At 63.9% G+C, this 15,231-nt stretch carries 10 protein-coding genes; 4 read left to right on the top strand and 6 right to left on the bottom strand.

Annotated elements, in window-relative coordinates; all coding sequences use genetic code 11:
• Positions 1-4 precede the first annotated feature (4 nt).
• The 4 genes from ACSOSP_RS04650 (at position 5) to ACSOSP_RS04635 (ending at position 2,428) form a co-directional block, all read left to right on the top strand.
• Positions 5-232, top strand: a complete 228-nt coding sequence (locus ACSOSP_RS04650) for a ParD-like family protein (protein ID WP_455309798.1) — start codon at positions 5-7, stop codon at positions 230-232.
• A gap of 144 nt (positions 233-376) precedes the next feature.
• Positions 377-529, top strand: coding sequence for a type II toxin-antitoxin system RelE/ParE family toxin (locus ACSOSP_RS04645; protein WP_455309797.1), 153 nt, complete (start codon positions 377-379; stop codon positions 527-529).
• Between the two features lie 221 nt (positions 530-750).
• A complete protein-coding gene (locus tag ACSOSP_RS04640) occupies positions 751-1,614 on the top strand; it encodes an NmrA family NAD(P)-binding protein (protein ID WP_455309796.1) in 864 nt (287 codons plus the stop codon).
• A 61-nt stretch (positions 1,615-1,675) separates the two neighbouring features.
• Positions 1,676-2,428 carry an SDR family oxidoreductase gene (locus ACSOSP_RS04635; protein WP_455309795.1) on the top strand — a complete coding sequence of 251 codons (753 nt, stop codon included), beginning with the start codon at positions 1,676-1,678 and terminating at the stop codon, positions 2,426-2,428.
• Between the two features lie 114 nt (positions 2,429-2,542).
• Here ACSOSP_RS04635 and ACSOSP_RS04630 read toward each other — a convergent pair whose 3' ends face one another.
• The 6 genes from ACSOSP_RS04630 to bcsP are packed head-to-tail and all read right to left on the bottom strand — an operon-like array spanning position 2,543 to position 15,066.
• Positions 2,543-7,321, bottom strand: a complete 4,779-nt coding sequence (locus ACSOSP_RS04630) for a cellulose synthase subunit BcsC-related outer membrane protein (protein ID WP_455309794.1) — start codon at positions 7,319-7,321, stop codon at positions 2,543-2,545.
• Positions 7,315-8,517: a cellulose synthase complex periplasmic endoglucanase BcsZ gene (bcsZ, locus tag ACSOSP_RS04625; RefSeq protein WP_455309793.1), complete on the bottom strand. Its 1,203-nt coding sequence runs from the start codon at positions 8,515-8,517 to the stop codon at positions 7,315-7,317. The genes ACSOSP_RS04630 and bcsZ overlap by 7 nt, the downstream gene beginning before the upstream one ends.
• A 1-nt stretch (position 8,518) precedes the next feature.
• On the bottom strand, positions 8,519-11,143 hold the full coding sequence (gene bcsB, locus ACSOSP_RS04620) for a cellulose biosynthesis cyclic di-GMP-binding regulatory protein BcsB (protein WP_455309792.1): 2,625 nt from the start codon (positions 11,141-11,143) through the stop codon (positions 8,519-8,521).
• Position 11,144: 1 nt separating this feature from the next.
• A complete protein-coding gene (gene bcsA, locus ACSOSP_RS04615) occupies positions 11,145-13,367 on the bottom strand; it encodes a UDP-forming cellulose synthase catalytic subunit (protein ID WP_455309791.1) in 2,223 nt (740 codons plus the stop codon).
• Complete coding sequence (bcsQ, locus tag ACSOSP_RS04610) at positions 13,364-14,152, bottom strand: cellulose biosynthesis protein BcsQ (protein ID WP_455309790.1); 789 nt, start codon at positions 14,150-14,152, stop codon at positions 13,364-13,366. Before bcsQ ends, bcsA begins: the two co-directional genes overlap by 4 nt.
• Positions 14,149-15,066, bottom strand: a complete 918-nt coding sequence (gene bcsP, locus ACSOSP_RS04605; protein ID WP_455309789.1) for a cellulose biosynthesis protein BcsP — start codon at positions 15,064-15,066, stop codon at positions 14,149-14,151. The genes bcsQ and bcsP overlap by 4 nt, the downstream gene beginning before the upstream one ends.
• Positions 15,067-15,231 lie beyond the last annotated feature (165 nt).

Raw genomic sequence — 15,231 nt, 5'->3', positions numbered from 1 at the left:
TACGATGAGCATGCCGGTCCGAATTGATGACGAGTTGTATGAACAGGCGAAGGCTGATGCGTCGGCAGAACACCGATCAATCGCCAGCCAGACTGAATTTTGGGCAAATGTCGGACGTGCGGCGCTGGACAATCCGGATCTGCCGGCGTTGTTCATTGCCGAGTCGTTGATCTCGATGGCCGAGCCGCGCGAACACTCTACAGCGTTCGTGCCACGTGTCTGCCGCACGTGAGCTTTACGGTGCGCCAGACGAGACGTTTTGCCAGTCGGTACAAGAAACTCAATGACAACGGCGCCGCCGACGTGGACGCCGCAGTAGTGGGTCGCGGCTGACCTAGCTTTCGGAGAGCGAAAGAGAGGGGCCTAGCTGATTCTTGTGTACAAGTTTCGAAGCCAGGGACAATTGTTCTTGCTCGGCTACACCGTCGATGACGAACCGCGACTGGTGCACCTCGACGCGATCGGCCGACACGAGAATTTCTATCGGGATCTGAGCGGTGAGCCCGCCCCACGATTGGGGCAACGCTGACCGGGACTTTATCGCTCTCTTCAAGCCTCGTTGCCCCGCGCTCAGCTTCGCGCACCACATGTCGGAACTGACTCCCCGCAGCCTCGAGGTCATCGCTGCACCCACGATCAATGCCCTCATGTCATGAATGAAATGACCTCCGGGCTATCGTCAATCAAGGCCTCGTCCAACACAATCCTCTCCAACGCAGCGCTTGCTGCCAAATTTTCTGGAGAGAAACCATGTTTGCAGTGACCGGGATCACAGGGCAGGTTGGGGGCGTTGTCGCGCGTTTGTTGTTGGCCGCCGGCCACGAGGTGCGCGCCGTCGTTCGCGACGCAGTGAAGGGCGAGGTTTGGGCGAAGCAGGGCTGCGAAGTCGCACTCGCCGACGTCAACGACCAACAGGCACTGCAGCATGCATTTGAAGGCACGGAAGGCGTGTTTGTCCTGTTGCCGCCGACGTTCGACCCCACGCCGGGCTTCCCCGAGGCACGCAAGACCATTGCCACGTTGCGGGCCGCACTCGCAGTCGCCAAACCGTCCAGAGTCGTCGTGCTATCGACCATCGGCGCACAAGCCACGGAGCCGAACCTGTTGAACCAGCTTCAAATCCTCGAACAGGAACTGGGTACGCTGCCAATGCCCGTGGCTTTCCTGCGCGCTGCATGGTTCATCGAAAATGCAGCATGGGATGTGGCGCCTGCACGCGAATCGGGCATCGTGCCCAGCTTCTTGCAGCCGCTCGATAAACGCGTGCCCATGGTCGCCACCGCCGATATCGGCCGCGTCGCAGCGGAACTGCTGCGCGAATCGTGGACGGGACGCCGCGTTGTCGAACTCGAAGGACCGCAGCGTATTTCGCCCGACATGATTGCCGAGAGTTTTGCGCGTTTGCTCGGTCGCGATGTCAGCATGAGCGTCGTGCCGCGCGACACGTGGGAAGACTTGTTCCGCTCGCAAGGGATGAAAAACCCGACGCCGCGCATGCAGATGATCGATGGATTCAATGAAGAATGGATCTGCTTCGAAGGCGCTGAAAACGAAGTACGCAAAGGCCGTGTGCCGCTCGATACGGTGCTGCAATCGCTGTTGGAAAGGGCGTAGAAGGGCACCGATCGTCAGGATTCAACTTGCGGGCATTTACTTTTAATCAGGAGTACAACCAATGACTCGGGCGGAGAAAAACACAGCGTTTGAAGGCCGGCTCGATGGCAAGAAAGTGATCGTGCTCGGCGGTTCATCGGGTATCGGCTATGCGGTGGCGGAGTATGCGCTGGCCGAAGGCGCAAACGTCGTGATTGGATCGAGCAATGCGGGACGGGTTGAAACTGCAGTCACGGCGCTAGGCACGAATGCCGAAGGCCACGCGCTCGATCTCACCGATGAACAAGCCATCGAAGCGTTTTTCAACGCGACCGGCAGCTTCGATCATCTTGTGTTCACCGCGGGCGATTCGCTGCGGCTTGGCGAGATCGCTGCGACGGATTTATCGCTGGCAAGGCGCGCGTTCGATATCCGCTACTGGGGCGCACTCGCCGCGGTCAAATACGGCGCGCGGCATATCTCGACGGGCGGTTCGATCGTGCTGACAACGGGCGTGGCGGCGTTGCGTCCGCGCAGCGGCTGGGCATTCGGCGCGAGCGTATGTGGGGCGATGGAAGCACTCACGCGTGCGCTTGCCGTCGAACTGGCGCCGTTGCGCGTGAATGCGGTTTCGCCAGGATTGATCGCGACGAACCTATGGCAGAACATGTCCGCAGCGGACCGGCAAGCGATGTACGAACAAGCCGGCAAGCATTTGCCCGTCGGACGAGTGGGGGACGCACGCGATGTCGCGGCGGCGTATCTGTTCCTGATGGAAAGTGGATTCGCGACGGGACAGACGTATGTGGTGGATGGCGGGGCGGTGCTGGTTTAGCCGAGCACTGTAGGGCATCAAGCGCATCAAGAACCCACAGCCTTGATGCCACAAAAAAGGTGGTTTGGGCGAACCCGCCCAAACCACTTTTTTCACGACTGACCGATTACCCCATCAGTTCGTTAGCGACAGATACGGCGACGCCAGCGCCGTCGGCGGGAAGGACAGCGGGCCGGCTTGTTTCGTGAAGCTGTACCGCACGTACACGGCGGCCAGATATTCGCGATACTGATACGCATTGCCAAGAGACGCTGTCGCGCCAACTGTGAGTTGCGGCGCAAGTTGATATTCGGCCGTTGCGCTGAACGAATAAGAGATGCCTGTCTTGCTGCTGCTGGGGTACACGCTGCCGGTGGTCCCGGAACTTCCCGGCTGGATGTTGCCGGTGGTCGGGAAATAATCCGAAGCATCCTGCCGGTAGTGCTGCACGCCGATCGAACCCTTGAGGTCGTAGGTGAACGGACCATTGCGGCCCATGAACTCCACCGGCAGGTTCAGGATCATGTACTGCTGCGGGCTGAAGTAGCCGCCCTGGCCATAGGTGAAGTAGGACAGGTTCTTGTTGTAGTGCATGAGCGTGGTGTTCACGCCTGCCGTCAGCGTGGTGTTCCCGTCCTGGAACAGGCGTGTATAGACACCGCCGCCGCCTTTGTCAGCCGTGTTGCTCGCGACATTGGTGCCGCTGTAGTACTGGAACGCGTAGTTCACGTACACGCCGCTCGTTCCGTCGTCCCAGCCGAGATCCAGGCGTCCGCCGTTCGATGTGACACCGCCCCATTTCAAGCTTTGACCCTGATCGCGCGTGCCTGCGTATGAGAGCAAGCTGTCAGTCACCGCCCGGCGTGCGACGGCGATCGAGTAGGAAACTTTGTCCGTTATGTTGCCGTTGTACTGTGCGCCGCCGACCACGTTTTCTTCGAGAAAACCGAGCGGTGTGGTGCCGACATCGAGCTTGATGCTATTCGTTTCGTATCCCACGGACAAGCCCACGCCGCTCGCCGTTTGATTGCCGTAATTATTGACAAGCGTCGACGCGGCCTGTCCCGAGCCGAAGCGCTTGAGGGTGTCGGCGGTCGTCTGTGCATCGCCCGCGTCCAAGGTGACCGGCGTAGCCGTCACGACAATATGCCCGTTCCCCGCTGCGATACGCCCCTGCACCGGCGCTTCGATATCCGTCAGGTTCGACAGCCCGTCCTCGCCCGTGCGTTGGCGAAAGATGATGCCGCCCGTCACCGTGCTCGACCGGGCGCGGTTGATTTGCGCGAGCTCATCGGCGACGCCCAGCGTTTGCGCGTTTGCTACGGTCGTCGGATTGTTGCCCGCCATGCCGCTGTACGCTTGTCCCGTTTGCGCGGGTGGGTAGCCGTAACCCGCGGGCGGTTGCGGAATATAGGGCTGCCCGTAGCCCTGGTTCGCGTACGGTTGCTGTTGTTGCTGCGGCGGATACCCGTACCCCTGCTGCGCATACTGCTGTTGCTGCTGAGGGTAAGGCTGCTGCCTGTAGTCCGTTTCATCGGCTGGGCGGCTATTACGCGACGTGGCCTGCTTGCGCGTTGCCGTATGTTTCGACTTCGCTGCCGACGCGCTCGAATACGTGCGGGGTTGCGGCTGCTGAGCGTTCGCTTGTGCCTCGCGCGCAGCGGGCGACATGGGCCACGGCGAACTCATCGCCGCGTCGTACGGCTGCTGAGCTTGCTGGTACTGAGCCGGATACGGCTGCTGCTGTTGATAAGGCTGCTGTTGATTCGGCTGCTGATATTGAGCCTGTCCCTGAGCCTGGTATTGCCCCTGATACTGTCCCGAATCCTGAGCCGGCCCTTGCCCCGGATAAGGCTGCAGCGGCGCCGCAGCCGGCCCGCCAGACTGGCTCGAACCGGACGTATCCGGACCATATCCGCCGCTTGCCGCGACCGGGCGTTCAACATTGCCCGGCGTCGAATAGGGTGCAACATACGGTGTCGAATATGGCGCGGGTTGAGGCGGTGGCAAATAGTTCGGCACGTTCTGCGTCGGTGAAGAAGGCTGGAGATAGTTGGTCGACCCGTTGTACGACCCAGACCCGTTGGTCGAGCCATTGGGCAGTCCGGGCATCGGTGTGGTCGAGCGCGAGAACAGTCCGCTCAACGGACCGGTCGCCGCACCCGCTGCGCCTGATGACGTATCGACGGCGGTCTTGCCTTCAAATGGATTGGTGCCGGGCAGGGGCATCGAGCCGATGCGCTGCATCGCTGATTCCCAGCCGCGCGGCACGTTAGGTTGCGCGCCCTGGCCGGCGACACGCGCCGTTTGACCCACAGGCGTATTCGCCGCGATCAACGCCTGCTGCAAATAACGCGATGCCAGCGAAAGCTTGCCCTCGGCGTGATACATGCGGCCGGTCGCGGCGAGCACGCGGGGATCCTCAGGCGCTGCGCGCAGCGCCTGATTCGCCGTTGCCTCGGCAAACGAAAATTCTCTCGCGCCGGTCGCGGCGCCAATTGCTGCGACCTGCAAATCGATGTCATCGGGACGTCGGGCCAGCGCTGCGCGATAACTCGCGAGCGCGCTGCGGTCGTCTCCGGCGGAGGTGTACAGACGGGCCAGCGCGCCTTGCAGATCGGGGTTATCGGGCATGGCGGAAAGCCAGGGCGCGATCACATCGTAGGCGGCGGCCAGCTCCCCGCGCTGGCGCACGGTATCGGCCTGTTTCACCACGATGCCGATGTTCAGGTTATTGAAGTCGATGCGTTGCTGCGGCGTGAGCTGGGAAGCCGCCAGCCGCCGCATGACCGAACTCAGTTCGGCTTGCTGCTGCGGATCCGTTCGCCCTGCAGTCACGGGAACGGCCGTCAGGATACCTGCGTATTGCAGCAGCAGGCCGGTGTTGTCGGGGGCGGCGGCCATTGCGCCGCGCACCAGCGATAACGCACGCATGGTGTCGCCCGCCTGCAGGTACGACGACGCCACCACACCGATCAGTTCCGGGCTGCCCTGGGCAGTCGGCGTAGCGGCTTGCAGAATGGCTTCGGCTTGTTGCGTCTGTCCGGCACGCGACATCCGGTTCGCGAGATCTGCCTGCGTATGCACCCATAAGCGATGTTGCAGCACGGTCATGGCTGTCGTGCGCTGGCTGACCGGAATGCGTTCCAGCTGCGATAACCCCGTCGCCCAGTCCTGCGTCTCGGCCGAGAGCAGCGCGCTTGCATAAAGCGCATCGGTCATGTCGGGGTGCGTGGCGAGCAAGCCGTCCATCATGCTGCGCGCATTGCCGACCGCACCCTGGCGCACATAGATGCGGGCAAGGTCGAGGCGCATCCAGACATCGTCGGGATTGTTCAGCAGCGCATCTTCGAAGAGACTGCGCGCGGTGCCCAGGTCGCCGCGTGCTTCCGCCACGCGCGCTTGCGCCGCCTGCGCTTCGCCGCGCAGCTTGTTGATGCCGCCAGCCTTCGCCTGCTGCTCCGCGTTCAACTGGTTCGCGAAGCTGAGCGCCTCGTCGCCGCGGCCTTGCGCGGCCAACGCGCCGACCAGTCCGCGGATGGCGTCGGGGTTGTCGGCCTGGCGGCGCAACGCCATCCGGTACGCCTGTTCAGCGCCGCGCGGGTCGCCGCTGTTGAGCAGCGTTTCACCGAGCATGGTCTGCGCGGTGGTGTCCGACGGATTCAGCGCGATCGCGCGCTCGAACATCGACCTTGCCTTCGCGATCTCGCCATTGCTGCGCGCGCCGATACCCTCGCTCGTATAACTCCAGTAGGTCGCGCTCGTGAGCGCATCCTTCCAGCGCGCCGGATTGCCGGCACGCGATGCCCGCTCCAGATACGTGCGCGCTTCGTCGAATTTTTCTTGCTTCAATGCGGCGATACCCATGCCGCCGAGCGCATCGGCGTCGTCCGGGCTGCTCGCCAGCACCGCCGAAAAGCGGGCGCGCGCCGCAACGATATCGCCACGATCCAGCGAGGCGAAACCATCGGCGACCTCGCGTCCCCGGGCATCGATAGTGGCATCTGCTTGCGCGCGATCGCGGGCCTGCTTGTCTTGCTGCACCATCGAATCGAAACGCGCCTTGACCGCAGGATCATCCGGCGACGCCTGCAAATACGCTTGATACAGCGGCGCATCGGACGCGCGCGCGCCGAGCCACAGCAGCGCCTGGCGCCAGCTTTTCTTCGCTTCCTCGCCGACGGTGCTGTCGGTGCTCAACTGCTGCAAACGGGCGATGCCGTCACGCCGTGTTGTGTCGCGGTAGGTGAGATGCTGCGCGAGCGCCAGCGCGTAGCGCGGGTCGCTGGGATTCTGGCGCGCAAGCTGCGTCAGGCCCTGACGCGCCTGATCCCAGCCTTGCGGCGTGGCGGCAAGCGCCTGGTAGTACTCGAGCGTCAGTTCGGGCGTGGCGGGCTTGCCGTCGATCGCCCGCTGGTATTCCTGCACCGCGGACGCGGTCTGCCCGCTTTGCGCGAGCCGCCGGGCGTCGTTCACGGTCTGGTCGCGCGGGCTGGTTTCGCCGAGCCGCCGGCCGAGTTCATCGATATTCGGATACTGCGGCGCAGCTTCCCGCAAGCGCTGCAGATACTGCTGCGCGCCGCTGCCGTCCTTGCGGTCCGACAGGATGATGCCCATGCCATAGAGCGCGTCGGGCTGCTTCGGGTCGATACGCAGCACCTTCTGCCACGCCTGCTCGGCCAGATCGCCGCGGCGATGCGCTTGCCAGTAGCGGCCCTGATCGATCAGCACGGCGAGCGGTGAATTGGCGGCGGCAGCGCCAACGGCGCCCCCGGCGCCCGCAGTAGCTGCGCTGCTGGCGGCTTGCGCGAACACGGTCAGCGGCACATTGGCGACGCAGCCCGCCGCGAGGCTCAGCGCAATCACCCGTGCGCCGGCGTGCGGCTTGAGGGGGAACAGGGGCCGTTTCAACATGCGCTTCTCCAGCTCGGCACGAGTCGGCCGGCTTCGTCGAAGCGGTATCGGCCTTCTATAAATCCGGCGCCGAACAAGCCCAGCACCCGGTCGTAATAAACCGGTTCACGGTTAGGATTTGCAGGCGCTGTGGCCGGCGAGTTCGCCACGGGTGCGTCGAGCGCCGCGAGATGCGCACGGGCCAGGCCCAGGCCGCGATCATCGCCGAGCGCCTTGAAGTACGGTGCGAGCGCGGCCCAGTAGCTGAGCGGGCCTTCGCCGCTGGTCGCACCTGTCGACACGCTCACGCGTTCCGGCGGATAGCCGTTTTGCGCGACGGCCTGGCGCATGCCGCCGAGCTTGGCGAGCCACGGCTTGCCAAGCGGATCGGCGCTCGATGTCAGCCCGGCCCACAGATACACGCGGATGGCGTCGTAGCTGCCGGTGTCCGCGCTCTGCGGATCCACGACGAACTGCCCCGACTTGTACGCCGCCCAGTCAGGAGAAAAGCCGCGCGGCGCGGTAGTGGTGACGAGCTTGTAGCTGTTCTCGGCAAGCTGGTTCCACGGGCCGTCCGGCATCTCGCGAGCGAGGCCGCGCAACACCGGCAAGGGCGAATAGCTCGGATTCAGGCGCGTCACATCGCCGGTTTTGAAGCCTTGCGGACCGGGCAGCAGCATGGGCCCGAGGCCCGCGAGGTTCGTCACTTCGTGGCGCACGATCTGAGTGGCGAGCGCCATGCCCAGTTGCGTGTAAGTCTTCTCGTTCCACAGACGTCCCGCTTGCAGCAGGTCGTAGGCGATCCACAGGTCGGAATCGGAGGCGGAATTGGGATCGAGCACGCCGAACGAACCATCCGGTTTCCTGCCCCATTGCCATGAAGGCAGTTGCACATTACCCGGCTCGAACTGGTTCGCCGCGAGGTTGATGCGGGTCCAGGCGAGCAGCCGGTCGAAGGTCGCGCGGTCGTTCGCGACCAGTGCGAAGAACATCGCGTACGACTGGCCTTCGGAGGTTGTCTGCTGCGTCGGCGTGGAGTAATCGATCACGCGGCCATCAGCCTGCACGAAGTGCGCCGTGAACGTGCGGTAGGCGCTCCAGTCGGTACATTGCGGCGTGGGCGTTGACGACGCATGCGCGCTGAGAGTGGTCCCCATGCCGATCAGCGCCAGCGCCAGAATTGCAGTCTTCGATCCACGTCTGAAACCAGCCTCCATATCAATCCCTCAAACGGCGCGCGGCAATGGCGCGCAGCGACCGGTAGAACAGTGCCGCGATGATAATGGCGGCAAGCAAACTGCCAAGCACCAGCAAGAGCGGATGCGACGACAACGCCCAGCGCATGTATTCCAGCGGCGACAGCCGGCCGACGTAATACGCCTCGCCATTCGATGTCACCGTCACGTCGCGTCCATGGATCACCGCCATCGCGCCCTGGATCTCGGGCAGGATGTCGTTGTCGAGCAAGGCGGCGGACAGGTCCGCATCGGACTGGCCGGCCGCGCTGATCAGCGCCACCGCGCTGCGATTGCTTTTCAGGGGCGACTCGAAGCCGGTGATGAGCGCGTCGCCGCTGGAGCTGACAAGCGACAGGTCGGCGCGCGCCGGCAGGCGCTCCACGCCGTGCGGGCCGTGCCACCAGTCGACCACCTTGAACGCCACGTCGGAGAGTTGGAAGCTGCGCGAATCGCCGTCACCGGAGAACGGCATCTGCTTCGCCCAGGTTTGCAGCAGCGGCTGGCGACCGGGGGAGCCGAGGATCAGCAGGTCTTTATCTTTGAGATTGTCGACCTGATCGGCCTGGGCGACGGTCACGCCGGTCACCGGATAACCCGTCGATGCCCCCATGCGTCCCATCTCCAGCAGGTACAGGCTGAAGTCGGCGGAGTTGGGCTCGTTAGGCATGATGACCGCTGTCTCGGACAGGTCGGCCATGCGCGTGAACGGGAAGCCGCCATTGGCGAATGCCGCGAGGTCGGGCAGCGCCATGTAGTGCGGGAAGCCCGAGAGATCGATGGTCGAATTCGGATCGATGGAGCCCACCACGTTATCCAGCACGCGGCCCTGGCATTCACCGGTCTTCGGGTAGTCGTAGTAGAAGTGCAGGCGCAACTGCGAGCGCGGCGTGAGCAGCAGCGGCGGCAGGAAGATCTCATGACGCGCGGCGGCCGTCTTGTCGGGCATCACCTGGTTGAAATAGCGGCCGAGATCGAAGGTCGATGTTGCGACCGCCGGAATCCGCAGCGACTGCACGAAACCATCGTTCACGTTGATGTTGAGCGTAGACCGGTCGAGCGCGGGGCGCACCGTGTAGCGATAACCCAGATCGATCGGCACGCCCTTCGTTTGCCACATGAAAAGGTCGGGCGGCACGCGCATGTTCACGCGCACGGCGTCGGCGTTATAACCCGACACCGACAGGTCGCGCGCTTCCGCCAGTTCGCCGAAACGCACGGGCCGGTCGGTCGGCAGCCAGTTCGGCGCGTCATACGGCTTGCGCGGCGCGAAGTCGTTGAGTTGCGTGATCGTGGCACTCGTACCGGACAACGTGTTCTGGCCGATGCCGAGCGCCTTCGCGGCAGTCTTCAATTCGGTGTCGTTGCGGCCCATCACGAGCAGCAAGCGGCCGCGCGAGGGTGAATTCGGATCATTTGCGCGATCCAGCACCGTGATGGTCGGGCCGTTGATATCGGGGATCTTCAGGCCGGCCGGGTGCTGGTCGCTGGTGGCGAACACCACGGCATTGCCGGACAGGGGCACGTTGTCGATCTGCGCCGGAAACACGGCGCCACGATACCCGGCGAGCGATCCGAACCACGACGCTACCGCGCCCGCTGCTTCGAGCGTGGCCGAGTTCGGTTTCTGCGCGAACACGAACGGCAGCTCGAGGCGGCGAACGTCGCGGCGATCGAAGAAGGGCACAGGCAACGCGGCCAGGTCAGGCTTGCTTTCAAGCGATGCATACGTGAGGTCGAGCGAGCTTGCGTTGCTGACGGTCGCCCACAACGTGGAGTTCGACGGATCCTCGCATTGCTGCGTGTAGTGGCCGATCAACTGGACGTTGAGGTGATTGAATTCGGTGATGAAGCGCGGGTCGATGGAGACATCGCGCGCCACCAGGATGCCGGCCTGCTCGCGCGGCACGGGCAGCGTGGCGGCGACTTCGCCGTTCGCCAGCACCTTGAGTTGCGAGATCGACGGCAGCAGCGAAGGGGAATAGCTGTAGATCAGGTGCAGCACCGCGCCGGTCACGACTTCGTCGCTGCGCACCGAGAACGGCACGCCGTTCTGGCCATCCGTGCCACGCAGTTGCAGCGGATCGAGCGCGCCGAGGTCGGAAAACGTCAGCGTTTGGCGGCGCCCGCCAGGCACCAGCGTGCCGGGCTCGGCCGTGGTGGGCGTCTTTGACGCAAGCGTGCGCACCGATGGCACCGCCGACCCTCCCAACGCTCCCGAGGCCGCCTGTGCGAACGCCGGCACCGGCACCGCGAGCTGCGGTTGCTCGATAGTCGCGCGGTTGAACGGCGTGGCGGGGCCGGGGGGCGGCACGGCGCCCACGCCGGTAGCGACTCCGGCAAAGCTCCCGGACGCCGGCGCGCTGGTCGAGGCGTTAGTCGAGGTATTGGTTGAGGTATTAGCCGAGTTACCAGCCGAGTTACCAGCCGCCGCGGCGCTCGCCAGCGATGCCAACGGCACGGCCAGCGCCGTTTGCAACGCAAGCCAGCAAGCGAGGCTGCGCATCAGGGCGCGGGGAATGGGGCGGGAGCTGAACGGAGTAAAAGCCGTCGTGTCCGGTTCGCCTTGTCTATTGCCCGGGCGCAGCATCGAAATTCCCTTACCCATGTCAGTCTTTGGTCTTCAGTTTTTTAACGTCGGGGGAACGGGTTGTCAGCCAGTTCTTCGCGTCGGTGAAAAGATGCTCGAACAACGCGCCGATACCGCCCATGCCCACCACCAGCACGTGCCGCAAGCCGCGCAACGGCGCGTCCGGCGTGCGTCCTTCAGACCAGTTCGTCCAGGCGTCGGCGCGGGCGAAGGTGGTCTTGACGAACTCGAATTCCTGCTCGCGCGTGAGCGCGGAAAAGCGCAATCCAACGCGTCCGGCAGCGGTAAATCCGACGGTCGCGGGAAACGCATATTCCTCATCGCCGCGAAACAGCGAGACGGTGACTTTCTCGTGCAGCGGCACTTCCAGGTTGCCCGGCAGCTTCACGCCCACGCCGCCTTCCGAGTAGTCCATGGTTTCGCAGGCGAGGGTGCGGCCGGTCGAGAACTTGAGCATCACGGGCATCTTCATTTCTACCCGATGCGTCGTGCGCACTTGCCGGCGCTCGCTTGCAGCCGCGACGCTCGCGCCGAGGATCAGCATGTTGTAGGTGGTCCACGCGAGGTTCAGCAAGACCGTGTTCACTTCGCTGCTGACGTCCCAGTGCAGGTAGATGTTCACGATTCCCGCGATGAACCCGAGCAGGTTCAGCACCAGCAGGAACAGATAGGGGCGCGAGATCGCGTAGTCGAAATAATCCTTCGAGATCTGGCCGCCCTTCGCCGTCACGTTGAACTTGCCGAGCTTCGGGTTGATCAGCGCGAGCAGGGTAGGCGCGGTGATGTACGACGCCAGCACGGACTCATACACTTCGGCCCAGAACGAATGCCGGAACGCGCGCTGCATGCGCGAGTTCGTGATGCTCGCGTGCATCATGTGCGGCAACGCGAAGATGGCGATCGTGCCGGCCGCCGCGTGGATCACGTGCGCGCCGAAGAACAGGTACGACAGCGGCGCGGTAAGGAACACGAGGCGCGGGATGCCGTAGAAGAAGTGCATCATCCCGTTCAGGTAACAGAGCCGCTGACCGATCTTCAGGCCCTTGCCCGTGAGCGGGTTATCGATCCGGAAAATCTGCGTCATGCCGCGCGCCCAGCGAATCCGCTGGCCGATGTGGCCGGACAAACTTTCGGTCGCGAGACCTGCCGCCTGCGGGATCGCAAGATACGCGGTGGTGTATCCAAGCCGATGCAGCTTGAGCGCCGTATGCGCGTCTTCCGTCACCGTCTCGACCGCGATGCCGCCAATCTCTTCCACCATCGTGCGGCGCAGCAGCGCGCACGAGCCGCAGAAGAAGGTCGCGTTCCAGAGGTCGTTGCCGTCCTGCACGAGGCCGTAGAACAACTCGCCTTCGTTGGGCACCTTGCGGAACGTGCCGAGATTGCGTTCGAACGGATCGGGCGAGAAGAAGTGGTGCGGCGTTTGCAGCATCGACAGCTTCTTGTCGCGCAGGAACCAGCCCAGGCCGATCTGCAGGAACGAGCGCGTGGGAATGTGATCGCAATCGAAAATCGCGAGGTATTCGCCCTTCGTGATCTTCAGCGCTTCATTGATATTGCCGGCCTTCGCATGCCGGTTGTGCGTGCGGATCGTCCAGGTGACGCCGACCTCTTCGCAGAACGCCTTGAACTCGGGACGGCGGCCGTCATCGAGAACATGAATCGAGATCTTGTCCGCCGGATAGTCGATCGCAAGCGCCGCGTAGATAGTCGGCTTCACCACGCCGAGCGGCTCGTTGTAAGTCGGGATGAAGACATCGACGGTCGGCCATTCATCGCGGTTTGCCGGCAGCGGCAGCGGCTTTCTCTGCAGCGGCCACGCGGTCTGGAAATAACCGAGCATCAGCACGATCGCCGAGTACACCTCGGCTGAGACCAGCAGCAAACCCCAGGCGGCGTCGAGCGGACGTTCCCAGTAAGTTGTCTCGGTCAGCCGCCAGTACATGTAGCGGCCGGTGACCGCGACGGACAGCATGATCATCACGAGCGTCGCGTACTGGCCGCGCAGGCGCCGGAACGCCAGCGCCAAGGCGAAACAGCAGCACGCGAACCCCAGTTGCTGCGCGAATTCGAGCGGCACCGTCCAGACGAAGTACATTGTCGAGAGGGCGAACAGCGTGAGGATCGTCGTAAAGATCCGGTTGCTCCAGATCTTCGAATCCACAAAACGTTCCAGCCGGGACGCGACTTCATCGGCTTCGGATACGGGGCGTACGGCTGCTGCGGCGCGTGGCTTGCTCATGCGACGCTCCTCGGCGAGAGCTGCCTGGAATCGACCGCATTGGTGAGCCATTCGCCGCACGTGCGCAGATCGGCGGCGGCCTGGCTCAATGGGTCGTAATGGATCAGCGTGGTGTCGCAGGCAAGCGACTCGCTCACACCTTCGTCAAGGTGGATGACGCCCGGGAACAGCTTGTCGCCGAGCAGGTTGCGCAGCACCTTGAGCACGTCCTTCGTCAATTGCCGCGACTGGTCGACCTGGTTCACCACGTAACCCGTGCCGACGAAATCCGCCCGCGGCATGGCGTAGGCCTCGATCATGCGTTCCATCTGCGGAATGGCGGCGTACGAAGCGGCGTCGGCCAGCACGACATTCAACGCGAAATTCGATGCGCACAGCGCCGTGCGCGTATAGACCGACGAACCCGGCGGGGTATCGACTATCACGATATCCCCGGCATCGAGTCCCAGCCTTTGCAGCGATTGCGCGAGCCACTGCGGGTCGCGGTCGATGTGCGATTCGAAGCGGCGGCGATCGTCTTCCACCACCGCGCCGTAGGGCAGCACCGTGACGCCGTCGACACCGTCGAACATCACGGTTTGCCACCCGTCACCGGCGAGGGTGGCGCGCGACAGTCCGTCGATGCTGTCGAGCGGAATGCCGAAATGCAGGCGCAGCGCGTTCTGTGGATCGAGATCGAGCGCGATCACGCGCCGCCCGCGAGCGGCGAGCACCGAGGCCAGGTTCGCCGCGAGCGTGGTTTTACCGACCCCGCCCTTGGCAGAGACAACGGTGATGACTTTCATGACGATGAGTGGCGTTTGGCGAGCCACGAACCTGCGCCCGTGACCGGTGCGTTCAGCGGCGAGTTGACGGGTGCCGGCGTGGTTGCCGGCGCTGAACCAGCAGGTCCGCGCAGACGCTGGAACATCGACTCCAGCGAATCCGGCGGTGCGCTCGGCTGATGCGCAGGCTGAACGTGCGGCTGAGCACGGAACAGCTTGCCGAGGATCGATGGGCTTTTTGCTTCAGGCGCGGGCGCCGGTGCTTGGGGTGCTTGAACTGCCTGCACGCGTGGCAACGACGGGGATCTCGTCGCAGTGTTCGAACGCTGCAGCGCGGCGGCGAAACCCGTGGGTTTGCCGGGCGCGCTCGCGGGCGTGGCGAGCGGTTGCGTGCGCGGTTGCGGATGCTGCTGTTGAGCCTGCTGCGGGAGGTGTTGCTCTTGCTGCGTGTGGAATGGCCGGAACAGCGGTTGTGGCAGACGTGCCGGCTGTTGCGGCTGCGTATCGACTGCCGGTACGGCCTCGGTTTCCCCGGCGTTCGACGTTCCTTCGACCGCTTCGACGAGGGCAGAGAAACGCTCTGCGCCGACCGGCGCTGCCGGCAAGGTGACATTGGCGACCGGCGGAACCGTCTTGCGATGAGCGCGTGCGAAGAGCGGTGGTTTGCCGCGGTTGATCGGCGCTGCGCCCTCCGGCTGCGTCAGGCTGTCCGGCACGGCGCAATGTTCGCCGGAGCGATCATGCGTGTGCGGCAAATGAGCTTCGCGGCGAGGCATGATGCTCGGAATCGATGGCTGCGAGAGGTCGAGGGTCGCGAGCAACGGCCAGCGCGTACGGGCATGGATCGCTTCGTTTTCGCGGCCGATTTCCTGGTAGTTGCCGGCATCGCCGCCAAATTTGTCGAACAGCTTTTCAATATCGCGCGATGGGTTCATGTGCTGCGTCCTTGTACTCTCGGTTGTACCTTGAGCCCTGCCTCGACGATCACTGGCCAGTGATCGTCGCGCGCGCTGTTGAGCGCTGCTGCGGGCAATGCCTGCTTGTCTACACGGTTGACTGCCTGATCCGGTGTAAGACCCGTACTGCGTTCGTAAAGCCGA

It is taken from the genome of Caballeronia sp. KNU42, assembly GCF_053760385.1.
This window is presented reverse-complemented; position numbering and strand designations above follow the sequence as displayed.